The sequence below is a fragment of the Pseudomonas protegens CHA0 genome, from assembly GCF_000397205.1.
In the GTDB taxonomy this organism is placed as follows: domain Bacteria; phylum Pseudomonadota; class Gammaproteobacteria; order Pseudomonadales; family Pseudomonadaceae; genus Aquipseudomonas; species Aquipseudomonas protegens.
Genome location: NC_021237.1, coordinates 1,380,778 through 1,407,373, shown reverse-complemented (window position 1 = coordinate 1,407,373; position 26,596 = coordinate 1,380,778). Strand labels below are relative to the sequence as shown.

The following is a 26,596-nucleotide window of genomic DNA, read 5'->3' as shown; positions in this document are numbered from 1 at the left end:
CGGGTTTCGCAAAAGCGCCCTGGAATCACTGCCCCAGGCGTACTGCAGAATCTGTGGCAGCCAGCTCCAGAGCCCATCCGGCCAGTCACTCCCGCCCGGTCGGCAAGAGCTCATTGCTGGCCTTGAGCCCTGACTGCAGTGCGGCCCAGAACTCGGCATTTTCATAGCCCATGGCCCAGACGCTGGTGCCGGCCAGGCCCAGCTTGGCGACCAGGGCGGTCTTGGTCTTGATGCTGGCGGCATCGTCGTACCAGAGCACGGGTTGCGCTCGTTCCGGGGTCCATTCCACGCCATCGGCGAAGCTCTTGACCGGGCCCCAGGAGGCATAAGGCGTCGCAGAAGCGGCATCCCGGTGAGTGGCTGCCCGGTGCTCGGCAATGATTTCCTGATAGGCCGACCAGTGCACCCGGTTGCCGATGCTGTAGTCCTGGCCGTATGCGGGCAGCCCTGCCAGAACCTTGCTCGCCGGGACTCGGGAAACGGCGTAACTGAGCAGCGCCTGCTGCCAGTCGAAGCCCGATTCGGGGCCGGGCCAGGCTTCATTGTGAAAGCCGCCGCTGCTCCAGCCCGGCCCGACCTGGTCGTAGGTCATCACCTGAAAGTAGTCCACCGCCGCGCCCAGGGCCTTGTAGTCGTAGCCCTGCAGATACTCAGGCTCGGTGTCGCTGAACTTGGGCGGGATGCTGATGATCAGCTTCTTGTTGCCGGCATGCAGGGCGTTGCCCAGGGTTTTGACGAAGGCGCAAAACGCCGCGCGGTTCCTGGGTTCGACCTTCTCGAAGTCCAGGTTGATGCCGGCGAATCCGCCCTCTTTGGCCAGCTTGACCAACTGCTTGACGGTGCCGGCGCTCAAGGCCCGGTCGTTGAGGATGGAGTGGGAAATAGCCGGGTCGAAAGCGCCAATGTCTTCGTTGTAGTCGGAAACAGTCGGATACAGCGCCAGGGATTGGTTCTTGGCAAAACGAATGATGTTCTGCGTGGTTTCGTTCATGCCGTCCTGATGCAGCTTGCCGGTGACGGTCAGGCCGTAGGTGCTGCCCAGGCCGACGGCGGACAGGTTGCGGTGGAACGCCTGCAGATTGCTGTAGGACGCTTCGACCTGGCCGTCGGTATAGGCCAGGACAAAGGGTGCCGCATGGGTGGCAGTGGCCAGCAGCAAGCTGCAGCCGACGATCAAGGTCCGGAGAAAATCCCGGATCGCCAGGGTGATGCCTGGTTTCATGAATACTCCTGTGGGCGGATTGCCCCGTCAGTGGGGAATGGGATCAAGGCTCAAAGCTGCTCGATCCTGAGGGGTTTGCGGGCCTGGGGCGGCTTGCCCTTGGCCTTCGCCTTGCCTTGCTTGCCGCCGTTGCACTGGACCGTGGTCGTCCATCCGGCCTGGGTGAACAACTGCTCGACCGAGTCCACCAGATAGTCACCGTCGAGCCCGGCCTTGAAGCCCTGGGCAATGATCATTCGCTCGGCGAACAGATCGGTGCGCCCCGCAAGATCCAGGCGCAGGCTGGCGGTGCTGCGGTTGAAGGCCGCCAGGCGCGCCTTGGCGGCCTGCTCGGCGGCAGACTGGTTCGGGTAGAGGTGGCGGTCGGTGTGCACGGCGGGCGAATCATCCGGCGAACCATCGTTACCCAGGTCGATGACCCGCAACTTTCCGCTCCTCGGGTCCTGGTGCCGGGTCTGCACTGCCTTGTGGGTGCTGCCGTCACTCAGGCGGAACTGGTAGCGGCTGACATCGCCACGCCCGAGGGTGACAACCCCCAGGGCCTTGCCGCTGGCGCTCTGCCCGGCCTGGCGGGGCAACACCAGCAGCTTGCCTTCGGCCACCTTGGCGGTGCAGTCGTATTGCCGGGCCAGGCGGGTGATGAAGTTGAAATCCGACTCGTTGAGCTGATCGATGCGCGGCACCTTGATGACGAGCGGGCAGACCGGCTGCCATCCATTGCGCGCCGCCAGGTCACGGACGATGAGCTGCAGCGCAACGTTCTCCCAACTGCCGCTGCGGGTGGTCTTGCCACTGCCGCGCATGTCGCTGGCCTTGCCACGGATCTCGAGCGTATCGGGCGGCCCGTTCACCACCACTTCGTCCACGGTGTAGCGCCCCAGGCGAGTCAGCTCCTGGCCGGCGTAACCGAGGAACACTTCAATGCTCGCGCCGCGCCGGGGCAGCGCCACGGCGCCGTCGCGGTCATCGATGCGCAGCTCGAATTCATCCGACTCCAGGCCGGGCTTGTCCGTGGTGCGCAGGCTCAGCAAGCGGTCGTTGATCTGCGCGGTGATGTCCCGGCCATCGGCGACGATGCGAAACGCTGGGGTCATGTACCGTACTCCAGAAAAAGCCAACCCCGTGCTCGACGGGGTTGGGTAAAGGGGTTGGGGCTCAATCCCATAGCTGGACCCTGGCCTCGGCCCGGGCCGGCAGCTCCGGCAGCCGGATCAGCAGCCCGGCGCGAAACGGCTGTACCTCGTCGGCCAACCCCTGGTTGGCGTCCAGCACCGCCTCGACACAGCCGTTGAGGTGGCCGTAATACTGGTAACACAAGGTATCGAGCAGATCCCCGTCAGACGTTCTGCAAGTCGTCGCCATAGCTTACGAACTCCAATGAAAAACCTTGTTTGCGCGGGATACCGCCGGCCAGCAGGTGGCTCTGATCTTCCTCGATGCTGGTCAGGCACCAGGTGCCCAACACTTCGCCGTAGCCGGTGGTCAGGCTCAGCGGCTGCAAGCGCCGCCCGATGCTGCGCAAGGTCTGCAACTGCCCCAGGCCGCCCTTGAACCCCGGAAACACCGTGCCTTTGAGAGAGATCCGCTCTTCACCCTGGCCCACCGCCTGCTGGGCGACACTGCGGCTCAAGCGCTCCTGACCGGCCCAGCGGAATCCGCTCTGCCGGCGCAGCGCCTCGAAGGCTGCGGTATCGACGTTGAAGTAGTAAGGCTGGGCGCCCGCCCCGAGCGGTTGCAGGATCAACAGGTGCGCGAAGGGCTTCACCGCCTCGGCCGCCGGAGTGGTCTGTTCGGCAAATGCGGCGGTCGGGAAGATGTTGCCCAGGGAAGGACTGATCTGCCCGCCGATCCGATTGATTGCCGCGCCGGCCTTGGCCACCTGTTCCTGCAGGGCGCCAAGACGCTGCTGCATCTGCCCGGCGACGGTCACTGCCTGGCTGTACTTGGCCGCGACTTCCCCCACCACCGACTGCGCCGCACCGATACTGCGCATCGTGCGTTGCAGTTTGGCGCCCAGCGCCGGCCCGACAACGGGCAGGCTTTCAAGCTCCAGGGCGGCGCCGCTGATGTCGCTGATGGCGCCGTTCATGGGCCCGAGCATTTCATCAGCACTGCGCCGCCCCGCTTCCGCTGCCGCCACCAGGGAACCCAGCCCCGATTGCAGCTGTTCCATGTAAGCCATGCGATCTCCTTAAACGTGTGCGGCGTCGAACAGCTGGCGAGCGGCAGCCTGGCGGCTGAACTCGTCGAACTGCCAGCGCAGGTGGGGTTCCAGTTCCCGGGCCAGTTGCGCGGGGTCGCGCACATCACCCTGGACCGAGATCGACAAGTAGGGCGCGAAGCTGAACTGCTGCTCGATGACTGGAGGTACCTGGGGTTTGAGCGACTCCGGCGCGGTGATCGTGGCCGGCGCCGCAGCAGACGACGATGGGCTGAGCATCGAGCGCGCCGCCTGCCCCATCAGCGGGGGCGTCTGGCCTTTCTGGAAGGATTTGGCGATATCGCCCATGACCGGCGGGATGTTCTGTCCAGCGTTGCGCATCATCAGCGGGCCGGCTGCAGGCAAGTGCTTGAGCGACTCGTCGGAGCCGAACAGCTTTTTACCCAAGGCGCCACCGGCGGCCGAACCGCCCCAGGCACCCAGGGCGCCGCCCACCAGCCCGCCAATCACCGTGCCGATCACCGGCACCACGGAGCCAATGGCCGCCCCTGCTGCTGCACCCGCGGCGGCGCCAGCAAGATTGCCCGCCGCCTCGCCGTAGCCTTCGGCTTTTTCATCCTGGGTCTGGGCATTCAGGTAAGTGTCCGCCACCTGGAAGCCTGCACCGAGCACCGAAAGGATCGCACCGCCCTTGAGCAAGGGCGCGACTCCCTTGGCCAGGGAACCGGCGCCTTTCATTACGGCACCAGAGGTGGCAGCCCCTCTGGCCACTCTCTCCAGGCCGCTGGGCGTCAAAGGGCTCTTGAAGCCTTTGCTGCCCATGCCCCTCGAACGAGGCTCGCGCCTGGGCGTCTTGCGCCCGCCACGGCCCTTGCGGCGTTTTTTGTCCGGGCCGCAATCGAGCATGGGCGCACAACAGTCGATACCGCTCGCAGTGCCACCAGAGGAGCGCTTCGCCATTTTGCGGCCAACCTGCAGTGAACCTCGAGCGACATTCAGCAGGCCCTTGCCAATGGTGTAGACAGCCATCAGCTTTTTCACCGCGACATAAGTGGCGCCCAGGGCAGTCACCCCCAGTACCAATGAGGGTGCCTTCTCCGCCAGTTCGGTCAGCTTGCCGACCACCAGCGTGATGCTTTGGGCCACCAGATCCGTGGCCGGTTGCAGGGCCTTCCCCACGGCAAGCATGCCACCGTCGACCGCCTGCGCGGTTTCCTTCCACAGCTGGGCGGAGGCTTGCCGACGCTCGGCCAGGTTCTTGTCGATAACCCCCGAAGCACTCAACGAGTCCTTCTTCAGTTGCTCGTATTGCTGCCGGCCCTGGGTGTGAGCCAGCAAGGCCGCCTTGATCTGCATATCGGTGAACAGGTCACCGGTACGCAGGGACTCTTCCAGAGCCTCGAGCATGGACTTGGCCTTCGCCGGATCGGTTTCCTTGCTGATCTGCGCCTGGGCCTCGGCCATCTTCGCGGCCTTGGCCGGGTCGATGGCCCTGACATAGCGCATGGCCAGGGCAAAGCTCGCCTCCAGGCTCGACATACCCTTCTGGATACCGGTGTTCAGCGACGCCTGATAATCAATGCCGGCATCTTCGTAAGCCTTGACCGCCTCACTGGAACCGATTTTCTCGATCCAGTTCTGCAGTTGACCGGCGGCCTGATCAGCACCGCCCGCGGTGTTCATCTGCACTTGCAGCATCGAGCCCAGCTGGCTCACCGCATCCATGCCGGTGAGCCCCTCCCCGCTCGCGCTCTCGAGCAGCGCCGGGAGCAAGCGCGCCATGTCGGCAGCCTCGAAGTTGCCCGCCTGCCCCTGCAGGGCGATGGCCTCCAGGGCCTGCTCCATGACCTTGGGGTCGCTGATCCCGGCCTTCAGCTCAAGGGCCCGCATCAGGTTCGACGTATCTTCGATACCCGCGCCCTGCCCCACCGCGAACCTGGCCGCAAGCCCCGCGTAACCTTGCGCCTTGTCCAGCGACATGCCCTTGGCAGTCATCTGCCCCACCAGAGCCGCCACCTCGTTGCGGGCCATTCCCGTATTCCGTGAAGTCTGAACGACGCTGCGGCTCAGCTGCGCTTCCTGAGGTTGATTGGCCACACCGGCCTTGATAGCGATGTCACGGATCAGCGCCTGATAGTCGGCATTGATCTTGACCGGAATGGCCAGCTTGCCGACCCCGTCCTTGGCCAAGCCATACGCCGCCTTGAAGTCGGCCTTGCCCTGGTCGATCTGCTGGTGCCCCCGGGCCTGCAGAGCGGAGCCCCGGGCCACCTTACCCAGCGCCTGATATTCCTGACGCAGTTTATGTACCTGCACACCTTGCTGGCGCAGGCCATCACGGCTCTGTTCCAACCGGCGCAACAGCCCGGCGGCAGAAGCAGCACCGGTGTCATGGGCCTTTTTCCATTCATCCTGCAGGCGCAGGGTCTGGCCAATGGTCTTTTCCAGTACCCTGGCCTTGCTGCCCTGCTGCTCCAGTTGCTTGATCCGGCCTTCCACCGTCTTGAAGGCGGCGTCCCACGTCGAACTGAGGGCGGTACCCACCACCACCAGCCCTGATTCCAGCTTGTTCGCCATCTGCTTCTCCTGCTCCTTGGGTGACGGGCTCAATCCGTGAGCCACCAGACCATGTCGGAAAACCTCATGGTCATGATTTCCTCGGCGGAAAAATGCAGCTCGCTGGCGAGCCGCTTCGCCGCCATCTTCATCACCGCAGGGTCAAAGCTCGTCGTCTTGCACCAGGCGAAAATAGCCGGCCTGCAGGCGCTGATAGTCCTTGAGCGCCATGCCCTCCAGATCCTTGGCACTGATTTGCGCCAGGCTGGCAAACAGCATCAGTTCGCGCTGTTCATCATCGCCGGCAGCCCCGGAGTTGGCCGCACGCACATCACGCACGGTGGGGGCGCGCAAGGTGACCTTGTCGCAGACCACGCCATTCATCTCCACCGGTTTGCTCAGCGCCAGCACTACGCTGTCGCTGCTCAGGGTCATCCAGGACGGGGTCTTGTCGATTGCTTGAGACATGTTTTTTCCTTACAGGCCCAGGGCAGAACGTTGCGCGGCCAGTTGGTCGACGCCGTTGATCACGCGCTTCATGCCCAGGGCATCGATCTCGTAGATCAAGCGACCATCGACTTCCAGCTTGTAGTAGGTCAGGGCCACGTTGTGCTTGACCTCGGCCTTGTCGCCGGATTTCCAATCGCCCATGTCGACTTCCTTGAGCAAGCCGCGCAGGGTCACGATCACCGGCGTGACCTTGCCCTTGAGGCCCTTGAAGGCGCCACGGAACACGCCGTTGAAACCGCTGCCATCGGCCAGGCCGAACATCTTCAGCGACTCGCGGCGCACACCGGTGGTGGTGAAGCCGGCTTCCTGCTTCTCCATGCCCATGTCCAGCTCGACGGGCACATCCATGCCGCCGACCCGATGTTCCTCGGTCTTGAGGGTCAACTTGGGCAGGGTCAGGCTCGGCACGTCGCCTTGAAAGCTGATGCCATCGACGAACAGGTTCATGTTCGCCAGGGTTTCGGGAATCATTGCCATTGCTGCTGCTCCTTAAGCGGTGTGTTCGAGGACTTCGGTCAGCCACTGGTTGGTGACCTCGACGCGGAAGTTGGGGTTTTCGGCCGGTGGCACGTCGGTGAAGCGGATGTTCCAGTACACCTTGCCCTGCTCCAGCTGGCTGGCGGTGTTGAGTTCGGTGTCGGCGTAGACCTCGAAGTTGATGATCGCGCCCTGGTTCTTCAGATCACGCATGAACGCCTGCAGGCCCTCGGTGACGTCCTTGACGTAGGTCGCGGTGATCGAGCGGTCCACTGCCCATTTGTGGCCGTAGAGGATCGCGTCCATGACGATGTCCATGGTCCGTACCCGGGTGACAAAGGCCCACTTCGGATCGCTGGAGAGCGTGCGGTTGCCCCACAGGCGGAAACCTTCATCACGAATGATGGTGGTGATGTTGGCGTTGTTCAGCAGGTTGGCGCGGCAGGTTTCATCGCCGTCCAGGAACTCGATGGCACGCGCAGTGCCGGTGATGCCGACAAACTCCTTGTTCGACGGCGAGGCCCAGAAGCCGTACTCGTTGTCGGTCCAGGCAAACAGGCCCGCGACCCAGGCCGAAGCCGGCGCATCGACGGTGGCGCTGGCGCCGTTGTCCCAGTACTGAATGCCCGGGTCGACCATGTAGGCGCGCTTGGCGCCGAAGTGCTTGGCATACGCCATGGCCGCTTCGTCGGTGCTGTTGGGGCCATCGATGATCGCCAGGCCACGCAGCTTGTCGGCCAGGGCCACCAGCGCAGTACCGACCGCCTGGGTCGAGCTGTGCTTGGGGGTCACCAGCAATCGCGGCTGGGCGTTGAAACGGCTCTTGCCATCCAGCAAGGCTTGCAGGCCGGTACGCTTGCCGTCGGCCAGCACCCCGCCGATGATCGCCGAGGTCTGCTCGGCCGCATCCGCCACCTTGGCCACGCCGCAAGCGACGATCACCGCCTTGGCCCGCTGGTAGATGGCCTGGCAGGCCTTGGTGATGGCCGCGTCCGGGCCCCAGGCCGCAATGGCCTCACGCTCATTGGTGATCAGCAGCAGGTCGTTGGCCTTGGCGCTGAAGTCAGGGCCTTCGGTGAAGGTATCCACCAGGCCGATGATCGAAGACGTGGGCAGCGAGATGGTGCGTGCGCCGGTGTCGACGTTGGTGACAGTAACGCCGTGGAAAAAACCACTCATGGATAAACTCCAGACATGAAAAAGCCCCGGGTGAAGGGGGCTCGTAGGGATGATTGATTAGTGGGAAGCGGGAAAGAAAACGCCCCGGCGGTGCGGGGCGTTTATCGGGTTTGTTCGGCGATCCAGAATGGAGCTGCGGGGCGGTGTTCGGTTTGTGGAAAGTGTGGAGATTGGGGCCAGTCGCGTAGGGATTGCATGTACATCAGAAGCTCGTTGAACTGCTGCTCCGAAAGATTGGTGGATACCTTCATTTCAAGCTGATCGTAATGGCGATCGCGCAGCCAGGTCACCGTCGTCAACTGCGCGGCACGCCAGAGTCGCTCATCGTCTCCAAGGCTGGAAGGTTCAACCATTGCGTGGAGTGCTTGAGGCAACTCCAAGGCGACAGCTGGAGCTGGGCGCATACTCTCGATGACTTGGGCCAAGGCCACGGCATCGATGTCGGGGGTGGTCAGAATCTCCTGGGGTATGTAGTGGTTCAGCGTCACATCGCCCCAGTCGACAAGCATGGTGCCAGCGGTCGCCGACACAGAGAGAACTTTAAATCCATTCACAAGATATTCCCCTTTACTCGATCAGGGCTGTTGCCCGCTTCAAAGATCAAGTTGTTGCCATTTTTCTCAATCGAATAACCGCCAGCACCAGCGGGATTGGACGAGCCGACACCAGGGCTGCCCGGTGCTCCGCCGGCACCACCATTCCACCCGGCGGTGTACCAGCCGCCAGCGCCGCCAGCATCCAAAGTGCCGGCCGCTGGATAGCCATAGCCGTAAGTCGAGACTTGATACATCCCTCCACCCACGCCACCAGGACGCCCCGCGCCGCCGCCACCGCCGGTGTGCAGTACGTTGGGCCAATAGGCATCCCCACCGCCCCCGCCGCCACCGAAAATGTACCCGTTACGGTTGTCCAACGTTGCTGGGTAATCCAGAACAAAGGCTGTAGCGCCTGGCAAAGGGCGAGGAGGATAAGCCCCCGCGCCGCCCGCACCACGGATGTAGTGTTCATTGATGATTTTCAGTGTGGAGCCTGGGGGAAATACACCCGTTCTCAGTGAGTATCCAGCGCCACCGCCGTAGATCATCGCGCGATTGATAAAGAGATAATTCCGGGCTCTGGCGGGACTGCCCATGAGCTCAAAAATGCTCGCACCTGCTCGCTCCACCGTGTTGATAAACACAAACGTTCGCCGCCAGACCGTGCGCCACCCACTTTCGGTTTTGATGAACAGTTCCGCACCCTCTCGCCAGCCGTCTGCAAGCTTTACATAAGGCATGACACCAGGCCGGTAACCGCCATCCAGTTTTACGTGGAAGTTCATCATGGCTCCTCGTATTGCAGCCAAAGCGTACCGACCGCCCCCTCAGTGGGTTTAGGGGCATTTGGAGAGTAGATCAGCCGATTCGCCGGTAAAGCATCAGTGATGCCATATCCTGCAAGCGTGGTCGCTTTGTCTGCTTTTCGCGTCGGGTCAAAGTTGCCAGCATTCCATAGCAAGTTGCCAAAGACGGTGGCGGTCCTGTCGGCAAGACTCAAAAGAAGCGGTGTTGACGTTTCACCGCCATAACTTGCAAAAACCCTCACGTTGTTATTTAGAACATCCATGCGAGCGTCACAGGTGGGCGTCACCCAGCCAAACTCCGGCGAGTCGTTATTGTCACTCGACAGCAATACCGATCCCGTCAACCGTCCACCCGTTGTGGGAAGCAAATTGCTGACTGCGCTCGCCAGGTCAGTTTTTGTTACCCCGTCTGTAATCCCATATCCACCGAGAGTGGTGGCTTTTACTGCTTTGCCGGCAAGCGCATTCGTCACTGTCGTTGAAAAGCCAGGGTCATCGCCCACTGCGCCAGCCAGCTTTTTTAGTGTGTCGAGTGCAACAGGCGCCGCCGCTACGATGCTCTCCTTTGAAAGCTGTATGGCTGAACTGGTCTCTGACTTGGTAAATGCATCAGCAATGCCATAACCGGATAGCGTTGTGGGGTTGGTGCCACTGACAACTATGCCTCGCTTATCGATAGTGACTTGCCGATAAGCGCCGGCAACCTTATCCGCCGGAAGGGCTGCCACCAGGGAATCATCCACATATTGACGAGTCGCCAGCACCACCGCCGGATCAATCTTCAACACGATCTGCGCAGTGTTGGCGACGATGAAGTTCATGCGGATGACCTGGGTCTTGCCGGTACCCTGGGCCAGCAGGGGCTTGAAGCTCGGTGCGCAGTTGGCCACCGCCACCAGGTCGCCGTCGGCATCGAGCAGGCCGATTTCACGGATCCAGCGCCCGCCGACATCAGGCGGAATCACCTGTTCGGTGATGATGATGTTGGGGTTGGCCGGATCAGTACGCACCTGATTGACCGGGGCACGTCGCCATTCGTTGATCAGCTTGGTCTGGGTTCTGTTCGGGATGGGGTCGGTGCCGTTGGCATCGCCGATCGCCATTTCCTTGAAGGTCCAGGGCGTGCCCAGGGCAGTGGCGTTGGCCTGTTTCGCCTCGCCCACCGCAGTGAGGATGGCGAAGAACTGACTGTTGGAATCGATCATGAGTACACATCCAGGGTGTCTGTTTCATCAATGCACATGATCTGGCCGTAACGGCCGATCACTTCAATATCGCGAGGGGTCGGGGGGTAAACGTCGAGTACTTCACCCTGGTCCACATAAGCGCCGTAACCGATGACACCGGAGGTTTCCAGGCTGATGGCAAGGCCCGTCATGTGCCGGCTCACCGGCCTGGCGTCATCGATCAGCCGGGTCAGTTCCTGGTACATCTGTTCGGTGATGCCGGTATCCAGCACCCCGACTTTCAGGGCAAAGGTGGCTGGCTCGCCTTCGGGAGCCATCTGCCACCACTCGACCACTTCAATCAGGTAGCCCAGCGGTTCCACCACACGGCGCAAAGCGCCGATGGTGCCCTTGCGGGCATGGATGAAGAACGAGGCGCGAATGGCATTGCGCTTGACCGTCTCGCTCCAGCGCGGGTCCCAGCGATCCACCGACCAGGCCCAGGCCAGCTGTGGCAGCAGGTGCACCGGGCAGGTCGAGGGGTTGTACAGGGTGCGCAACATGGTGGCGGTGTCGCTGCTGTTGGTCGCCTCCAGGGCGCGTTCCAAGAGTGTGCTGTTGCTTGGCAGCAGGCTGGTCATATCAGCTCCCCAAGGTAACGCTGTAGCCGGTGCAATACGCGGCCTGGGCCTTGCTCGGGACTATGTCCTGCCAACCCCGCAGTTCAACCCGGGCCACGCCGGCCACATGCAGCTGGGCATCTATGGCTGAACGCGCCACCTCGATGCCCAGGCGCCGGCGTGGGTTGACCCAGGCGGCCAGCTTGCGCTCGGCCTCTGCCAGGGCGGCATCGCTTTCCGGGCCCGGCCCTTTCATGTGCAGCACCGCGTCGATGCGATACGGCAGTATCTGGGCGCTGTTCACCGTGACCCGATCCCCCAGCGGTCGCACGTCCTCGTCATTGAGGGCCGCGGCGACCGTCGCCAGCAGTTCCGGCGCCGCTGCGCCGTCACCTTCCAGGCTCATCACCGTAACCGTGACGCAGGCCGGTGACGGGCTTTCGGCCTCGGCGTCCGCCACCCGGGCCGAGGCATTGCGGGCATGCAGGATGTAGCTGTTGCGCGGCCCGGCGGTGGTCAGGCCTTCATAGGCCAGTTGGACACGCTCGCGCAGTGCGTCGTCGGCTTCCTTGACCTGCGCCACAGGCGGTACCGCTTGCGGGTCACCGGCCTGGATCACCAGGCGCTGCAGGTTGACGTTGGCGGCCAACTGATCCAGGTCCGTGCCTTGGGCATGGGCCAGCAGCAGCGCCTTGGCCGCATCGTTGACCCGGGCCCGCAACAGCATGTCGCCGTAGGCCGACAGCTCCAGTTGCTTGGTGACCGGATCGCTTTCCAGATTGGCCGTCCAGTTGTCGCCCATATAGCGGCGAAAGGTCGCCAGCTTGCCCTGATACAGCGCTTCAAAATCCAGGGTTTCCAGCACCTGCGGCGCCGGCAGTGCGGATAAATCCAGCATGCTCATGCCGTCACCTCCAAAACCGCGTCATTACCCAGGTAGCGGCCCGTCAGTTGGAAACTGACCTGGCCCTCCACCACCGCTACAACCTTTACCCGCTCCAGCTTCAAGCGGGGCTCCCAGCGCAACAGCGCCCGGGCGACTTCTGCCTGAACCGCGCTTTTCCAGCCACCGGTCACCGGCAAGTCGACATAACGGCGCAGGTTGCTGCCGTATTCAGGAAGCATCCGCCGGCTGCCCAAGGGCGTGGTCAGGATATCCTCGATGGACTGCCGCAAATGCTCGATGCCGGACAGCGGCAAGCCGGTACGGCGATCCATTCCGATCATCGTGTTACTCCTGCAACTGAAAGTCCGGGTGCTGCTCCAGGTAGTCTCGGGCGAGGGTGTCGCTGACCGGTACCGATACCTCGCCCTGGGCCACCGACAGCGCGCGGCCATCCGCCAGGATCAGAATGCGCGAGGTGTAGAGGGTGTCGCGAAAGACCGCAGCGCCACTGTTGGCCGTGCGGCCGGCCTTTTTTTTCGGGATTGCCATGCTTTTCTCCGGGTACAAAAAATCCGCATTCGGCAGATTGATCGGGTTTATCGGGGTTGTAGGTTGGGTGGCCGGCGTTGATCGCCAAGGCGTCACTGCGGTGGAGCGGTTGCTCCGGGGCCGGGCATCACGGCTGGATGGATGTGGGTCGAGCCGACATTCACCCCGTTGTGCTTCAAGCTCGCACCGTTGATTTGCACCTCGCCATTCAAGGTGATTGCCCCCGTCAGGGTGATGCTGTCGGCGTTGCCGGTAATGCTGCTGTCCGTCACCAAGACCGAACTGGTGCCGACCTGAATCGTCACCGTGCCGCTGGGCAGGGAGATGCTGTAGCTCTTGGCCTGCCAGTCGTAGACCAGCGAGCCGCCATCATCGAAGCGCCAGACCTCGACGTGCTCGCGGTTATCCGGCTGGGCACCGGCATCGCCATATAGGCCGGGAACGAAGGTGCCCTGCGCCGGCTCGCCACTGGGGCTGATCAGTACGCCCTGCTCCCCCAGGCTCGGCGCCCGCCAGTGCCGGGCCTTGCCGGCGGCCTGGCTGTGCCAGCGAACCCAGGCGCTGGTCCAGCCCGCGCCATCGGATACCCGCAGTCTGCCCGCGGCAAGGTCCACGCCGACCACAGCGCAAGGCAGGATCAGGCCAGAAAGCATTCGGTCGTGAGTTGCGGTGACGTAATTCACGACATCTGCTCCGGCGCCTGATAGTGCCCCTCGTGACCGGGGCCGGTGTCGGGGCTGAAACCCAATACCAGTGTTCCCGGGGGTTGATCGGGCCAGGGCCATTGTTCCTGGCCCAGGTAGATGGACTGCTGCCATTGCACGGTCCACTCGGTTTTCGGCGCCGAATCCACGGCCGTGCCGGCTGGTTTGGCCCACACCGCCTTCGCACTATCGACAGAATCAAGATTCCAGTACTGGCAACGCAGCAGGTCCATGAGCTGCGCTGCCAGAACAACCGCCTGCAAGGAGGCTTGCGCAAGGCTCGGGTCAACCCGCACCCGGGCCTCGAAGGTCGCCCGCAGGCAACTACGGCCGTCGCCCGGATCAGCTCCCGGGTCCATGCCGGTGATTGCAAAGTAGATCGCTGTCTCGGCGGAGCCATCAACGGTCTCGGGAAATGCCTCGACCTTGTGCAGATGCGGCATGGCCGTCTTGATCGTGGACGTGATGGCCTCGGGTAGCTGCGTCAGTACGCTCATTGTCTGCTTCCAGAATCAGGCCGAAGCGGCCCCGGTGGCGAAAGCCCGGGGCGCACGACCATGTTGAGGGCGGTAGCCGCCCGGTGAGTCAAGGCTGGTCCGAATGGGAATCCCGGGAAGGCGGTTCGCATACCCCGATGCGCTTGGCCGCCCAGCGCTCATAAAGGCCGATGGCGACGTCGGCGCCGGCCATGGCGGTCAGGCAACCGAAGGCGCAGGCGGTCCAGATCGACACGCCGGCGGCATACAGCAGCATGATCGCCGAGACCCCGCAGACCACGCAGGCTCCGGAGCGCAGTGCCAGACGCCGCAGCAGCGACCAGCCACGGGCGCCCTCCTTGTCGGCGCGCCACATTTCACCGGAAACGCCACCGACCAGCGCCAGGACGATGACCAGCCAGATCGGCATGTCCAGCAACGCTTGTTGCTCGTTTGTCATTCACGTCTCCCGTGCGGATTGAGGCCAGCGAAATGGCCGGTTGATAGAAGGCTGATAACGATGTTTCAAAGGGTCCCTGTCTGTTGGTGGCCCACGTTAGGCAGGCATTCCAAAAAGCCCGGTCGCCCGGGCTTTTCAGTAATGCAAACCTTGGTCTTTCGGCACTACTGGTGCGGTACGGACCCATTCAAATTGTTCCTCCGACCGCGACCCTGTCCGCCGGATAACTGCTTTTGGTGCTTTACGCTGCACACCCGGGCCAGTTGCCAACCCTCTGAACCGTCGAGGCCGATTCATCGCTGCCTTTGCTTTGCCACTAAAGAGCGTCTTTGCAGCCGCTGTTGCGCGGCTTGAGGCTCATATTATGCATTCATGCATATGCAGTCAATGCGTAAATGCATTTATTTATGCGCAAGATTTGCTGAAATGCATGGGGGCGCATAAACAAAGAGCTGGGGATTTTTCGCGGGCAAAAAAAAGCCCGCTCAAGGGCGGGCTTTGTTCAAGAGGGCTGGCTTAGCGGGCGTACATGCCCCACCAGAAGACGTGACCGAGGATGCTGATCTGCTCTTCCTGGATCTCCTGGAAGCTGTAGTCCTCATCCGGGTGTTCATCGCGGTTGAAGCTGCGCAGGCGGATCCCTGTAGGTAGGCGATACAGCTGCTTCACCCGCAATTGGCCGTTGTGGTTGATCGCGTAGAGGTCGCCATCAACGATGTCGCCAATTGCGCATTTGCCGGCATTGACGCCCACCGTGGCGCCGTCCCGCAGCACCGGCAACATGCTGTTGCCACGCACCGTGACGCACTTGGCCTGGTCGAACTGCACGCCGTTGTGCCGCAGGCTGCGCTTTCCGAAGCGCAGGCTGGCGCGTTCGCTTTCCTCGATGACGAATCTTCCTGATCCAGCAGCCAATTCAACCTCGCGCAGAAAGGGAACCGACACCTCGTCGTCATCGACAGGGGTATCGTCGTCCCACAGGCTTATGTCCTTGAGTTCCGAATGAATCTCGTCACGGGGCGCAGCAGCCCGGGCAGGCGCGATATCCATGCGCCCACGCAACTGGTCGGTGCTCACCTGGAAGTATTCGGCGATCCGCGAGATGTGCTTATCCGAAGGATCGACGATCTTCCCGCTGAGAATCCGCGAGAGGGTGGATTGAGGCACACCGGTGCGACGGTGAAGCTCCGTGGGGGAGATTCCGTCACGATCCAGCAGCTCTCTTAAGACGGTAGAAACGTTGCGTATTTGCATAGAACGCATATTGCTCGAACTTTTAGTCAATGACAAATGCTGTTTTGCATATTTGTGCTGCATTTACCGGACAAACACAGTAGCGCCTTGGTGCCTGCGAGGCCAGGGCACCCATGGTAACCTTGCCGCCATCTGCAAAAAGCCGAGCCCAGCGCTCCTTTGCTTCACCCATTCAACGAATCCGCCTGAATACCGATGAGTAAAAATACCTCCGATCTGTCCTCCCACACGCCGATGATGCAGCAGTACTGGCGCCTCAAGAACCAGCACCCTGATCAGTTGATGTTCTACCGCATGGGCGACTTCTACGAGATCTTCTATGAAGACGCGAAGAAGGCCGCCAAGCTGCTGGACATCACCCTGACGGCGCGCGGGCAGTCGGCCGGCCAGGCGATTCCCATGTGCGGTATTCCTTACCACGCCGCCGAGGGCTACCTGGCCAAGCTGGTAAAGCTCGGCGAGTCGGTGGTGATCTGCGAACAGGTGGGGGACCCGGCGACCAGCAAGGGCCCGGTGGAACGCCAGGTGGTGCGTATCATCACGCCAGGCACCGTGAGTGACGAGGCTCTGCTGGATGAGCGCCGCGACAACCTGATCGCCGCCGTGCTGGGCGACGAGCGTCTGTTCGGCCTGGCGGTACTGGACATCACCAGCGGCAACTTCAGCGTCCTGGAAATCAAGGGCTGGGAGAATTTGCTGGCCGAGTTGGAACGCATCAACCCAGTGGAGCTGCTGATCCCCGACGACTGGCCACAAGGCCTGCCGGCGGAAAAACGCCGCGGTGTGCGACGCCGTGCCCCCTGGGATTTCGAGCGGGACTCGGCGCACAAGAGCCTCTGCCAGCAGTTCTCTACCCAGGACCTCAAGGGCTTTGGCTGCGAAACCCTGACCCTGGCCATCGGCGCCGCCGGTTGCCTGCTCAGCTATGCCAAGGAAACCCAGCGTACCGCCCTGCCCCACCTGCGCAGCCTGCGTCATGAGCGCCTGGATGACACCGTGGTGTTGGACGGTGCCAGCCGTCGCAACCTGGAACTGGACACCAACCTGGCGGGCGGGCGCGACAACACCCTGCAATCGGTGGTCGACCGCTGCCAGACCGCCATGGGCAGCCGTTTGCTGACCCGCTGGCTGAACCGCCCGCTGCGCGACCTCAAGGTGCTGGAAGCGCGCCAGTCCTCTATTACTTGCCTGCTGGACGGCTACCGTTTCGAACGGCTGCAACCGCAGTTGAAGGAAATCGGCGATATCGAGCGGATTCTGGCGCGAATCGGCCTGCGCAATGCTCGTCCGCGGGACTTGGCCCGTCTACGTGATGCCCTGGCTGCACTGCCCGAGCTGCAAGAAGCCATGACCGAGCTGGAGGCCACTCACCTCAATCAGCTGGCTGCCACCACCAGCACCTACCCGGAGCTGGCCGCTCTGCTGGCCAAGGCCATCATCGACAACCCGCCGGCGGTGATCCGTGACGGCGGTGTACTCAAGACCGGCTACGACGCCGAGCTCGACGAGCTGCAGTCGCTGAGCGAGAACGCCGGACAGTTCCTGATTGACCTGGAAGCCCGCGAGAAAGCCCGTACCGGCCTGGCCAACCTCAAGGTCGGCTACAACCGTATCCATGGCTATTTCATCGAGCTGCCAAGCAAGCAGGCCGAACAGGCCCCGGCGGACTACATTCGCCGCCAGACATTGAAAGGCGCCGAGCGCTTCATCACTCCGGAACTCAAGGAGTTCGAAGACAAGGCGCTATCGGCCAAGAGCCGTGCCCTGGCCCGGGAGAAGATGCTCTACGACGCGCTGCTGGAAACCCTGATCAGCCATTTGCCGCCGTTGCAGGATACCGCTGGTGCCCTGGCTGAGCTGGACGTGTTGAGCAACCTGGCCGAGCGCGCCTTGAACCTGGACCTCAACTGCCCACGTTTTGTCAGCGAACCTTGCATGCGCATCACCCAGGGTCGTCACCCAGTGGTGGAGCAAGTGTTGACCACGCCTTTCGTGGCCAACGACCTGAGCCTGGACGACAACACGCGGATGCTGGTGATCACCGGTCCGAACATGGGCGGTAAATCCACCTATATGCGCCAGACGGCCCTGATCGTGCTGCTGGCCCATATCGGCAGCTTCGTCCCGGCGGCTAGCTGCGAGCTGTCCCTGGTGGACCGGATCTTCACCCGTATCGGCTCCAGCGACGACCTGGCCGGCGGCCGTTCGACCTTCATGGTGGAAATGAGCGAAACCGCGAACATCCTGCACAACGCAACGGAACGCAGCCTGGTGCTGATGGACGAAGTGGGACGCGGTACCAGCACCTTTGACGGACTTTCCCTGGCCTGGGCTGCGGCAGAACGTCTCGCCCACCTGCGCGCCTATACCCTGTTCGCCACCCACTATTTCGAACTGACGGTACTGCCGGAAAGCGAGCCGCTGGTGGCCAACGTGCACCTCAATGCCACCGAGCACAATGAGCGCATTGTGTTCCTGCACCATGTCCTTCCAGGCCCAGCCAGCCAGAGCTATGGGCTGGCGGTAGCCCAGCTGGCCGGGGTTCCCAGCGCAGTCATCACCCGCGCCCGGGAGCACTTGAGCCGCCTGGAAACCACCAGTTTGCCCCATGAAGTGGCGCCTCAAGCGCCGGGCAAACCCTCGGTTCCGCAACAAAGCGACATGTTCGCCAGCCTGCCGCACCCGGTGCTCGACGACCTGGCCAAGCTGGATCTGGATGACATGACGCCACGCCGAGCGCTGGAAATGCTCTATACATTGAAGACACGCATCTAACGCGAACGCCTTCAAGCTGTTAGAATCTCGCGCGGTTTGGGATGCTGCGGACTATTAGCCTGGTTGCGCAGACTATCGCTCCCAAACCTGGCGACCCCGTCATGTAGGGGCTCCGCTGCCGCCGCCTGAGGAGAGAATTAGAAATGACCTTCGTCGTCACCGACAACTGCATCAAGTGCAAGTACACCGACTGCGTAGAAGTCTGTCCGGTGGACTGCTTTTACGAAGGCCCGAACTTCCTGGTGATTCACCCGGATGAGTGCATTGATTGCGCACTGTGTGAGCCTGAATGCCCCGCTGTAGCGATTTTCTCCGAGGATGAAGTCCCGGAAGAGATGCAAGAATTCATTCAGTTGAACGTCGAGCTGGCAGAGATCTGGCCGAACATCACTGAAAAGAAAGATCCGTTGCCGGATGCCGAAGAGTGGGATGGCGTCAAAGGCAAGATCAAGGATCTCGAACGCTGATTGCAGCTGCGTTCCCAAAGGCCCCTTGCGGGCCTTTTTGCGTTTCTGGGGCAAGGAAACTCCGGCGGGACTTTTCGACAGACGAAAAAAAGGGGCGGTATGACCCGCCCACATTTTTCCCTAGTCCCTGTGTTCCTTTTCATCGTCCTGATGAATCGCTTCCTGCGATGTCCTGACCATCGTCCTTGATGGCTGTGTCTATCCGTCGACACAGGGCTGATATTAGAGAGTTCCCCGGCAAGAGCAATCGCACTATTCGTGTGAAACTTGGTCGAAACTCATAGCCACTCATAAAAAATATTATATAAATCAATAATATAAAAAACAGCCTACGCAAAACTAGACAACGCAGAAGTAGCCGAGAACCGAATGCGTACGAAAAAGTAATCTTTGGCTTACATGACGGTTGAGAGTTAAGCCAACTTCTCTGGCAATAGCCCATTCAAAACCACAAGCTGCGTGCAATAAAAAGCCCCGAGTCGATCGGGGCTCTTGTGAATCGATCCAGTGGCTACTGAAACAGCGACTCACTGGACAATCCATTCTTCTCGAGAATTTCCCGAAGGCGCTTGAGCCCTTCAACCTGGATCTGCCGAACCCGCTCACGGGTCAGACCGATCTCCAGGCCCACATCTTCAAGGGTGCTGCTCTCGTGTCCTCGCAGGCCGAAACGTCGCACTACCACTTCACGCTGCTTCTCGGTCAATTCGGAAAGCCACTGATCGATACTTTGTGACAGATCGTCGTCCTGCAACAGCTCACAAGGATCTGTCGGACGGTCGTCGGTCAGGGTATCCAGCAGGGTCTTGTCCGAATCCGGGCCCAGGGAGACATCAACCGAAGAAACCCGCTCGTTCAGGCCGAGCATGCGTTTGACTTCGGCCACCGGCTTCTCCAGCAGGTTGGCGATTTCTTCGGGGGAGGGTTCATGATCGAGTTTTTGCGTCAACTCACGGGCGGCGCGCAAGTAGACGTTGAGTTCTTTGACCACATGGATCGGCAACCGGATGGTCCGGGTCTGATTCATGATGGCCCGCTCGATGGTCTGACGAATCCACCAGGTGGCATAGGTCGAGAAGCGGAAGCCGCGTTCCGGATCGAACTTCTCCACCGCTCGGATCAGCCCGAGGTTGCCCTCTTCGATCAGGTCCAGCAGCGACAGGCCACGATTGACATAGCGCCGGGCGATTTTCACCACCAGCCGCAAGTTGCTTTCAATCATGCGCTTGCGCCCGGCCGGATCACCACTTTGCGACAACCGCGCAAAGTGCACTTCCTCTTCGGGGGAGAGCAATGGAGAAAAACCGATTTCATTGAGGTACAGCTGCGTGGCATCGAGTGCACGCGTGTAATCAATGTATTTGTGTTGCTTTAATGAAGCGGAGCTTTTGGATTTGGTGCGAACGGAAGGTGGAGTTGCCCCCTCATTATTCGACATCGAATCCATATCGATGCTGCTCTCCATAAGGAGAACCTCATCGTCGATGTCAAACTCCGGCACTTCTTTACTGAGAGCCATTGTTATAGTCCTTTGGTGAGTTCGACCTCAGGCTCAAGCGGCGCCTTTATCCCTGGCAACGCTGGAGCCTGTTCCCTCTACGTGAGCGGAACAGGCTGGTAACGGATCAACGACGTGGCAGGAATTGCAGCGGATCTACAGGTTTACCTTGTCGGCGAATCTCAAAGTGCAGTTTCACCCGGTCTGTACCAGTTGATCCCATCTCGGCAATTGTCTGTCCGACTTTGACCTGCTGTCCCTCCCGAACCAATAGCTTGCGGTTGTGGCCGTAAGCACTGACGTAGGTTTCGTTGTGTTTGATGATGACTAATTCGCCGTAGCCCCTTAAGCCACTCCCGGCGTAAACCACCGTCCCATCAGACGCAGCTAAAACAGGCTGTCCCAAATCTCCGGCGATATCAATGCCTTTATTCAAACTACCGTTTGAAGAAAATTTTCCAATCAGAACACCGTTCGAAGGCCATCCCCAACCCGTAGGAGCGGGGCCCGCGGGGGTAGCCGGAGCAGGCGCCGGCTTGCTCGCTGGGTTGGTGGTGGTGGCAGTTGCAGGCGTTGTCGTGGTGCCTGCCGGGCGACGAATGACCGTGGTCTTGCTGGAGGAAGAGGCACTGGACTGGGTGCTGGTAACAACCGTCGCCGGCGTAGTGCCAGTGCGGCCGTCAAAGCGAATGACCTGCCCGGGATGGATGGTGTAAGGCTCGGCGATGTTGTTGCGAGCGGCCAGCGCCTTGTAGTCCCAGCCATAGCGGAAGGCAATGGAAAACAAGGTGTCTCCGCGACGCACCGCGTACTGCCCGGTGGTCACCGTAGGGCGCTGCGGCGCAACAGTGTTACTGCGCTCGACCACCCCCACGCTGCTGGATTTGGTGCTGGAGCAACCGACCAACAAGGAACTCAAGGCAAGGCCAATCATCAGTCGCTGAAAGCTTGTTGTACCTATACGCTGCGCAATGACTGTGAGACTCACCCGCCGCTCCCTTTGTGGTGGTTGACGATATAGATTGCCTGACTCAGGCGTGAAGTGACGCAAGTATAACTGGACACAGGCGCTTTACCGCTGGCCCAGCACAAGGACAGCCGCAAGAACCTGCCTCTGACCGTCGTATCACTCATTGACGATCGATACGGCACTAAGACACAGCCCGCCAGACAGAATTCACCCCAGCCTGATAAATGCCTTCAGGCCAGGGGACCATTGAGCAACGGCACAAAACGCACCGCCCCCAGGACGTGCCGGGCAAAGCCCTGTTCTTCACGGATGATCAGCATCAACTGCTGCACCTCCCCTGCCCCCACCGGAATCACCAGGCGCCCGCCAGGCGCGAGTTGATCGAGCAGGGCCTGGGGGATATCGGTGGCGACGGCAGTGACGATGATGCCGTTATAGGGCGCCAGCGCCGGCCAGCCTTCCCAGCCGTCGCCCCAGCGAAATACGACGTTGCGCAGGTTCAATTCCTGCAGGCGCTCCTTGGCCCGGTCTTGCAGGACCTTGATCCGCTCCACCGAAAACACCCGCTCCACCAGCTGCGACAACACCGCAGTCTGGTAGCCCGAACCGGTGCCGATCTCCAGTACCTTGTCCAGCGGCCCGGCCGCCAGCAGCAGCTCACTCATGCGGGCCACCATATAAGGCTGGGAGATGGTCTGGTTGTGGCCGATCGGCAGCGCCGTGTCTTCATAGGCACGATGGGCCAGGGCCTCATCGACAAACAGATGCCGCGGTGTGCGCCGAATCACTTCCAGTACCTGAGGGTTGGACAGCCCCTCGTCATACAGGCGCTGGATCAGGCGTTCGCGGGTACGCTGGGAAGTCATGCCGATTCCCCGCCGCAGCAGATCGTCTTGCTCGCGAGCCATCAGCGCAGCCCCTCCAACCAGCCATCCAGACTCCTGAACGCGTCATTGAAGGTGCGATCCAGCTGCAGCGGCGTGACAGACACGTAGCCCTGCATCACTGCATGAAAGTCGGTGCCGGGCCCGCCATCCTCGGCGTCGCCGGCGGCAGCGATCCAGTAACCCGCCTTGCCGCGGGGGTCGACCACCTTCATCGGTGCCGCAGCACGGGCGCGATGGCCCAGGCGGGTCAACTGGATGCCCCGAATATGATCAAGCGGCAGGTTGGGAATATTCACGTTCAACACCGTCCGTGGTGGTAAATCCAGCAAGGCCTGGGCTTGCACCAGCTTGCGCGCGAAATAGGCTGCGGTCGCAAGGTTCTCCACCTGGCGCGAGACCAGCGAAAAGGCGATCGCAGGGCGTTGCAGGAAGCGCCCTTCCAATGCAGCGGCGACCGTCCCGGAGTACAGCACGTCATCACCGAGGTTGGCCCCCAGGTTGATGCCCGACACCACCATGTCCGGGTCATGCTCCAGCAGGCCGTTGAGCCCCAGGTGAACACAGTCGGTGGGGGTGCCATTGATGCTGATAAAGCCGTTGCCAAGGGTGTGCGGATGCAACGGACGGTCGAGCGTCAGCGAGCTGCTGGCGCCGCTTTTGTCTTGATCCGGAGCGATAACCACGCACTCGGCGTAATCCGCCAGCGCAGCGTGCAACGCCGCGATACCGGGTGCAGTTACCCCATCATCGTTAGAAATCAGAATGCGCATGAGCTGTCCGTCTGCCCCACCGGCACCAGATCGACGAGTTCACGCACCAAGGCGGTGGCGAAACATCCGGCCGGGAGGACGAATTCCAGTTGCAGAATATCAGGCTCGGGATAATGCCACGTCAAACCGCCAATGGGCAGCCGCAGGATGCGTCGTTCGTGGCTCATGCCGGCTTTTATCAGCCATTCGCACAGTGCCGCCTCGCGGTCGGCCATCTGCTGTTCAAGTTCATGAACCACACCACCCGCCGGAGACTCGCCTTCGCCCCACAACGGGCCTGTGGGATGCAAGTCAAGAATTGCCAGGCGCGGATCCGTGCATTCATCCGGGCCGGCCATGAAAAAGCTGCGGCTGTCGGTAAATGCCAGCAAGTCGCCCACTTGCGCCTGCTGCCAAGTGCCGTCCGCCACTCGCGCTGCCAGCGCCTGGTTGAACAGGTAGCTGCGGGCGGTGGACAACAGGCGCGAACGCACATTGCGCTGCTCCGGCAGCGCCTGGCGGGCAGCCCAGCTACGGGCGTCCGCCAGGTTGCCACCGTCGTAGCCGAAGCGCTGGGCGCCGAAATAGTTGGGAATACCTTGAGCGGCAATCCTCTTCAGGCGCTCGTCGATGGCTGCCTGATCCGCCTTGAGCTCTGTCAGACGCAGGGTAAAACCATTGGCGGCATGGGCCCCACGCTGCAATTTGCGCTTGTGGCGGGTGGCCTCGAGGATCTTCAGAGTGTGATTTTCCGCTGCGCCAAGATCCGGATCGGCCTTGCCCGGCAGTTGCACACTGAACCACTGGCGGGTCAGCGCCTGGCGATCCTTGAGCCCGGCATAGCTGACGGTGCGCAACGACACCCCCGCCGCCTTGGCGATCCGCCGCGCCGCTTCCTCGGTGTTCAAGCCGCGTTTTTCCACCCACAGCCACAGATGCTCGCCTTCCCCGCTCAGCGGGATATCGAGTACTTCATCAACCTGGAAGTCTTCGGCAGTGGCCTTGAGTACGGCGCTGCCCAGGGCATCGCCATAGGCCCGCGGGCCCAACAATTGCAGTTCATTCATGGGCGTTGCAACAAGGCCACGGAATGCACGGCGATGCCTTCCTCGCGGCCGACAAAGCCGAGTTTTTCGGTGGTGGTTGCCTTCACGTTCACCTGGTCCAGCTCGACCTGCAGGTCCTCGGCAATCAAGGCCCGCATGGTTTCAATGTGAGGTGCCATTTTCGGTGCCTGGGCGACGATGGTGTTGTCGACGTTGCCGATCTTCCAGCCCTTGGCATGAATCAGCGCGACAACATGACGCAGCAGGACACGGCTGTCGGCGCCCTTGAACTGCGGATCGGTGTCCGGAAAGTGCTTGCCGATATCACCCAGCGCGGCAGCGCCCAGAAGGGCATCACTGAGTGCGTGTAACAGCACATCACCATCGGAGTGCGCGAGCAGCCCGAAATGGTGGGCAATACGCACCCCCCCCAACGTGATGAAGTCGCCCTCAGCGAAACGGTGCACATCGTAGCCGTGGCCAATACGCATAAAAAAACGCCCCGAAAAAGTCAGGGCGTGATTCTACCTGCTTTGGCAGGTATTAGGCGTTAAGAGCACGTGCATGGTGCTGCAAGTGGTCGTCTATGAAACTGGCGATAAAGAAGTAGCTGTGGTCGTACCCCGGCTGCATCCGCAACGTCAGCTCATGCCCGGCATTCTTTGCCGCTTGCTGCAGCACTTCAGGCTTGAGCTGACCGGCAAGGAAGTCGTCACGATCCCCCTGATCCACCAGCAACGGCAGCTTCTCGGTGACTTCGGCGATCAGCACGCTGGCATCCCACTCGCGCCAGCGTGAGCGTTCCTCCCCCAGGTAACGGGAAAACGCCTTCTGCCCCCAGGGGCAATCCATCGGGTTGCTGATGGGAGCGAAGGCCGAAACCGACTGATAGCGCCCCGGATTACGCAGCGCGCACACCAATGCCCCGTGACCGCCCATGGAGTGCCCGCTGATCCCACGCTTGTGCGAAGCGGGAAAATGCGCCTCCACCAGCTCCGGCAGCTCGTTCACCACATAATCGTGCATCCGGTAATGCTGGACCCAGGGCTCCTGCGTCGCGTTCAGGTAGAACCCGGCACCCAGACCGAAATCCCAGGCACCGTCCGGGTCACCGGGCACGCCGGGGCCACGCGGGCTGGTATCCGGAGCGACGATGATCAAGCCCAGCTCGGCAGCCATGCGTTGAGCCCCGGCCTTGTGCATGAAGTTCTCGTCGGTACAGGTCAGGCCGGACAACCAGTAAAGCACCGGCAGCTTGCCGCCCTGTTCGGCCTGGGGCGGCAAATACACGGCGAACACCATGTCACAGCCCAGCACCCGGGAATGATGCTTATAGCGTTTATGCCAGCCGCCGAAGCTTTTCTGGCAGGAAAGGTTTTCCAGACTCATGGCAGACCTCCAGCGGCACGCCGCAAGCCATGGGCCGCAAGCGGAACTCCCGCTTGGCGCCTGTGGCTTGCCGCTTGCCGCTGCTCTTAGAAGTGAATGACGGAGCGAATGCTCTTGCCTTCGTGCATCAGGTCGAACGCCTTGTTGATATCTTCCAGGCCCATGGTGTGGGTGATGAAGGTATCCAGGGGGATCTCGCCGGTCTGGGACATTTCCACGTAGCTTGGCAGCTCGCTGCGCCCGCGCACGCCACCAAAGGCTGAGCCGCGCCATACCCGGCCGGTCACCAGTTGGAAGGGACGGGTGGAGATTTCCTGGCCGGCACCGGCCACGCCGATGATTACCGATTCGCCCCAGCCCTTGTGGCAGCACTCCAGGGCCGCACGCATCAGTTGCACATTGCCGATGCACTCGAAGGAGAAATCCACGCCGCCATCAGTCATGTCGACAATGACCTCCTGAATCGGACGGTCGAAATCCTTCGGATTGACGCAGTCGGTGGCGCCCAGTTGCTTGGCGATCTCGAACTTGGCCGGGTTGATATCGATGGCGATGATACGCCCGGCCTTGGCCTTGACCGCACCGATGACCGCCGACAGGCCAATGCCGCCCAGGCCGAAGATGGCCACGGTATCACCGGCCTTGACCTTGGCGGTGTTGATCACCGCTCCGATCCCGGTGGTCACGCCGCACCCCAGCAGGCAGACCTTTTCCAGCGGCGCTTCCTTGGGAATCTTGGCCACGGAGATTTCCGGGAGCACGGTGTACTCGGAAAAGGTCGAGGTACCCATGTAGTGGAAAATCGGCTGACCCTTGTAGGAAAAACGCGTGGTGCCATCAGGCATCAGGCCCTTGCCCTGGGTGGCGCGAATGGCCTGACAGAGGTTGGTCTTGCCCGACAGGCAGAATTTGCACTTGCCGCATTCCGGGGTGTACAGCGGGATCACATGGTCACCCACAGCCACCGAGGTCACGCCCTCGCCCACCGCCTCAACCACCGCACCGCCTTCATGACCGAGGATCGCCGGGAAGATGCCTTCAGGGTCGGCACCAGACAGCGTGTAGGCGTCGGTGTGGCAGACGCCGGAGGCGACGACCCGCAGCAGCACCTCGCCCGCCTTGGGCATGGCGACATCCACTTCGACGATTTCCAGCGGCTTCTTGGCCTCGAAGGCTACGGCAGCACGTGACTTGATCATCCTGACTCTCCAGCGAATAAAAACGAGGCACAGAGTGTAAAACAGCGCAATGCG

Annotated in this window: 29 protein-coding genes; 2 read left to right on the top strand and 27 right to left on the bottom strand. The window is 61.6% G+C overall.

Going from position 1 to position 26,596, the window contains the following annotated elements:
• Positions 1-85: 85 nt before the first annotated feature.
• From PFLCHA0_RS06230 to PFLCHA0_RS06140, 19 genes are all read right to left on the bottom strand, one after another.
• Positions 86-1,222: a glycosyl hydrolase family 18 protein gene (locus tag PFLCHA0_RS06230; protein WP_015634361.1), complete on the bottom strand. Its 1,137-nt coding sequence runs from the start codon at positions 1,220-1,222 to the stop codon at positions 86-88.
• Between the two features lie 50 nt (positions 1,223-1,272).
• Positions 1,273-2,316 carry a phage late control D family protein gene (locus PFLCHA0_RS06225; RefSeq protein ID WP_015634360.1) on the bottom strand — a complete coding sequence of 348 codons (1,044 nt, stop codon included), beginning with the start codon at positions 2,314-2,316 and terminating at the stop codon, positions 1,273-1,275.
• A 61-nt stretch (positions 2,317-2,377) separates the two neighbouring features.
• The gene (locus PFLCHA0_RS06220; protein WP_015634359.1) at positions 2,378-2,584 is read right to left on the bottom strand and encodes a tail protein X; all 207 of its coding nucleotides are present in this window, start codon (positions 2,582-2,584) and stop codon (positions 2,378-2,380) included.
• Positions 2,559-3,404, bottom strand: coding sequence for a phage tail protein (locus PFLCHA0_RS06215; RefSeq protein ID WP_015634358.1), 846 nt, complete (start codon positions 3,402-3,404; stop codon positions 2,559-2,561). The genes PFLCHA0_RS06220 and PFLCHA0_RS06215 overlap by 26 nt, the downstream gene beginning before the upstream one ends.
• A 9-nt stretch (positions 3,405-3,413) precedes the next feature.
• Positions 3,414-5,960: a phage tail tape measure protein gene (locus PFLCHA0_RS06210; RefSeq protein ID WP_015634357.1), complete on the bottom strand. Its 2,547-nt coding sequence runs from the start codon at positions 5,958-5,960 to the stop codon at positions 3,414-3,416.
• Positions 5,961-6,101: 141 nt separating this feature from the next.
• Positions 6,102-6,407 carry a phage tail assembly protein gene (locus PFLCHA0_RS06205; RefSeq protein WP_015634356.1) on the bottom strand — a complete coding sequence of 102 codons (306 nt, stop codon included), beginning with the start codon at positions 6,405-6,407 and terminating at the stop codon, positions 6,102-6,104.
• A 9-nt stretch (positions 6,408-6,416) separates the two neighbouring features.
• Positions 6,417-6,926, bottom strand: a complete 510-nt coding sequence (locus PFLCHA0_RS06200; protein ID WP_015634355.1) for a phage major tail tube protein — start codon at positions 6,924-6,926, stop codon at positions 6,417-6,419.
• Between the two features lie 12 nt (positions 6,927-6,938).
• Positions 6,939-8,105 carry a phage tail sheath subtilisin-like domain-containing protein gene (locus PFLCHA0_RS06195; RefSeq protein ID WP_015634354.1) on the bottom strand — a complete coding sequence of 389 codons (1,167 nt, stop codon included), beginning with the start codon at positions 8,103-8,105 and terminating at the stop codon, positions 6,939-6,941.
• A gap of 101 nt (positions 8,106-8,206) precedes the next feature.
• Positions 8,207-8,659: a tail fiber assembly protein gene (locus PFLCHA0_RS30895; RefSeq protein WP_134532557.1), complete on the bottom strand. Its 453-nt coding sequence runs from the start codon at positions 8,657-8,659 to the stop codon at positions 8,207-8,209.
• Complete coding sequence (locus PFLCHA0_RS31630; RefSeq protein ID WP_134532553.1) at positions 8,656-9,426, bottom strand: hypothetical protein; 771 nt, start codon at positions 9,424-9,426, stop codon at positions 8,656-8,658. Before PFLCHA0_RS31630 ends, PFLCHA0_RS30895 begins: the two co-directional genes overlap by 4 nt.
• Complete coding sequence (locus PFLCHA0_RS06180) at positions 9,426-10,652, bottom strand: phage tail protein (RefSeq protein ID WP_015634352.1); 1,227 nt, start codon at positions 10,650-10,652, stop codon at positions 9,426-9,428. Before PFLCHA0_RS06180 ends, PFLCHA0_RS31630 begins: the two co-directional genes overlap by 1 nt.
• The gene (locus PFLCHA0_RS06175; RefSeq protein ID WP_015634351.1) at positions 10,649-11,254 is read right to left on the bottom strand and encodes a phage tail protein I; all 606 of its coding nucleotides are present in this window, start codon (positions 11,252-11,254) and stop codon (positions 10,649-10,651) included. The genes PFLCHA0_RS06180 and PFLCHA0_RS06175 overlap by 4 nt, the downstream gene beginning before the upstream one ends.
• 1 nt (position 11,255) lies before the next feature.
• A complete protein-coding gene (locus PFLCHA0_RS06170; protein WP_015634350.1) occupies positions 11,256-12,137 on the bottom strand; it encodes a baseplate assembly protein in 882 nt (293 codons plus the stop codon).
• Positions 12,134-12,460 (bottom strand): GPW/gp25 family protein, encoded by a 327-nt coding sequence (locus PFLCHA0_RS06165; RefSeq protein WP_015634349.1) that lies wholly within the window; start codon positions 12,458-12,460, stop codon positions 12,134-12,136. Before PFLCHA0_RS06165 ends, PFLCHA0_RS06170 begins: the two co-directional genes overlap by 4 nt.
• Positions 12,461-12,464: 4 nt before the next feature.
• Positions 12,465-12,668, bottom strand: a complete 204-nt coding sequence (locus PFLCHA0_RS06160; RefSeq protein ID WP_015634348.1) for a hypothetical protein — start codon at positions 12,666-12,668, stop codon at positions 12,465-12,467.
• 92 nt (positions 12,669-12,760) lie between these two features.
• Positions 12,761-13,351 carry a phage baseplate assembly protein V gene (locus tag PFLCHA0_RS06155; protein ID WP_041751979.1) on the bottom strand — a complete coding sequence of 197 codons (591 nt, stop codon included), beginning with the start codon at positions 13,349-13,351 and terminating at the stop codon, positions 12,761-12,763.
• Positions 13,348-13,869, bottom strand: a complete 522-nt coding sequence (locus PFLCHA0_RS06150) for a hypothetical protein (protein ID WP_041751978.1) — start codon at positions 13,867-13,869, stop codon at positions 13,348-13,350. Before PFLCHA0_RS06150 ends, PFLCHA0_RS06155 begins: the two co-directional genes overlap by 4 nt.
• Before the next feature lie 88 nt (positions 13,870-13,957).
• Entirely contained in the window at positions 13,958-14,308 is a 351-nt protein-coding gene (locus tag PFLCHA0_RS06145) for a phage holin family protein (protein ID WP_011059558.1), read from the bottom strand.
• Between the two features lie 516 nt (positions 14,309-14,824).
• Positions 14,825-15,571, bottom strand: coding sequence for a LexA family transcriptional regulator (locus PFLCHA0_RS06140; protein WP_041751977.1), 747 nt, complete (start codon positions 15,569-15,571; stop codon positions 14,825-14,827).
• Positions 15,572-15,757: 186 nt separating this feature from the next.
• On the opposite strand from PFLCHA0_RS06140, the gene mutS reads away from it, so the two are divergent.
• Together mutS and fdxA are read left to right on the top strand one after the other, a co-directional pair.
• On the top strand, positions 15,758-18,337 hold the full coding sequence (gene mutS / locus PFLCHA0_RS06135; protein ID WP_011059556.1) for a DNA mismatch repair protein MutS: 2,580 nt from the start codon (positions 15,758-15,760) through the stop codon (positions 18,335-18,337).
• Between the two features lie 143 nt (positions 18,338-18,480).
• Complete coding sequence (fdxA, locus tag PFLCHA0_RS06130; protein ID WP_011059555.1) at positions 18,481-18,804, top strand: ferredoxin FdxA; 324 nt, start codon at positions 18,481-18,483, stop codon at positions 18,802-18,804.
• A 511-nt stretch (positions 18,805-19,315) separates the two neighbouring features.
• Here the strand turns inward: fdxA and rpoS are convergent.
• The 8 genes from rpoS to PFLCHA0_RS06090 all read right to left on the bottom strand — a co-directional run bounded on the left by rpoS (position 19,316) and on the right by PFLCHA0_RS06090 (position 26,542).
• Positions 19,316-20,323, bottom strand: coding sequence for an RNA polymerase sigma factor RpoS (rpoS, locus tag PFLCHA0_RS06125; protein WP_011059554.1), 1,008 nt, complete (start codon positions 20,321-20,323; stop codon positions 19,316-19,318).
• A gap of 106 nt (positions 20,324-20,429) precedes the next feature.
• Positions 20,430-21,290: a peptidoglycan DD-metalloendopeptidase family protein gene (locus tag PFLCHA0_RS31060; protein WP_011059553.1), complete on the bottom strand. Its 861-nt coding sequence runs from the start codon at positions 21,288-21,290 to the stop codon at positions 20,430-20,432.
• Between the two features lie 212 nt (positions 21,291-21,502).
• The gene (locus PFLCHA0_RS06115; RefSeq protein ID WP_169892832.1) at positions 21,503-22,138 is read right to left on the bottom strand and encodes a protein-L-isoaspartate(D-aspartate) O-methyltransferase; all 636 of its coding nucleotides are present in this window, start codon (positions 22,136-22,138) and stop codon (positions 21,503-21,505) included.
• A gap of 41 nt (positions 22,139-22,179) precedes the next feature.
• Positions 22,180-22,929 (bottom strand): 5'/3'-nucleotidase SurE, encoded by a 750-nt coding sequence (gene surE / locus PFLCHA0_RS06110; RefSeq protein ID WP_015634343.1) that lies wholly within the window; start codon positions 22,927-22,929, stop codon positions 22,180-22,182.
• A complete protein-coding gene (gene truD / locus PFLCHA0_RS06105) occupies positions 22,917-23,975 on the bottom strand; it encodes a tRNA pseudouridine(13) synthase TruD (RefSeq protein ID WP_015634342.1) in 1,059 nt (352 codons plus the stop codon). Before truD ends, surE begins: the two co-directional genes overlap by 13 nt.
• Positions 23,972-24,445 carry a 2-C-methyl-D-erythritol 2,4-cyclodiphosphate synthase gene (ispF, locus tag PFLCHA0_RS06100; RefSeq protein WP_011059549.1) on the bottom strand — a complete coding sequence of 158 codons (474 nt, stop codon included), beginning with the start codon at positions 24,443-24,445 and terminating at the stop codon, positions 23,972-23,974. The genes truD and ispF overlap by 4 nt, the downstream gene beginning before the upstream one ends.
• Before the next feature lie 52 nt (positions 24,446-24,497).
• On the bottom strand, positions 24,498-25,343 hold the full coding sequence (gene fghA / locus PFLCHA0_RS06095) for an S-formylglutathione hydrolase (RefSeq protein ID WP_015634341.1): 846 nt from the start codon (positions 25,341-25,343) through the stop codon (positions 24,498-24,500).
• An 86-nt stretch (positions 25,344-25,429) separates the two neighbouring features.
• Positions 25,430-26,542, bottom strand: coding sequence for an S-(hydroxymethyl)glutathione dehydrogenase/class III alcohol dehydrogenase (locus tag PFLCHA0_RS06090; RefSeq protein WP_011059547.1), 1,113 nt, complete (start codon positions 26,540-26,542; stop codon positions 25,430-25,432).
• Positions 26,543-26,596: the final 54 nt, after the last annotated feature.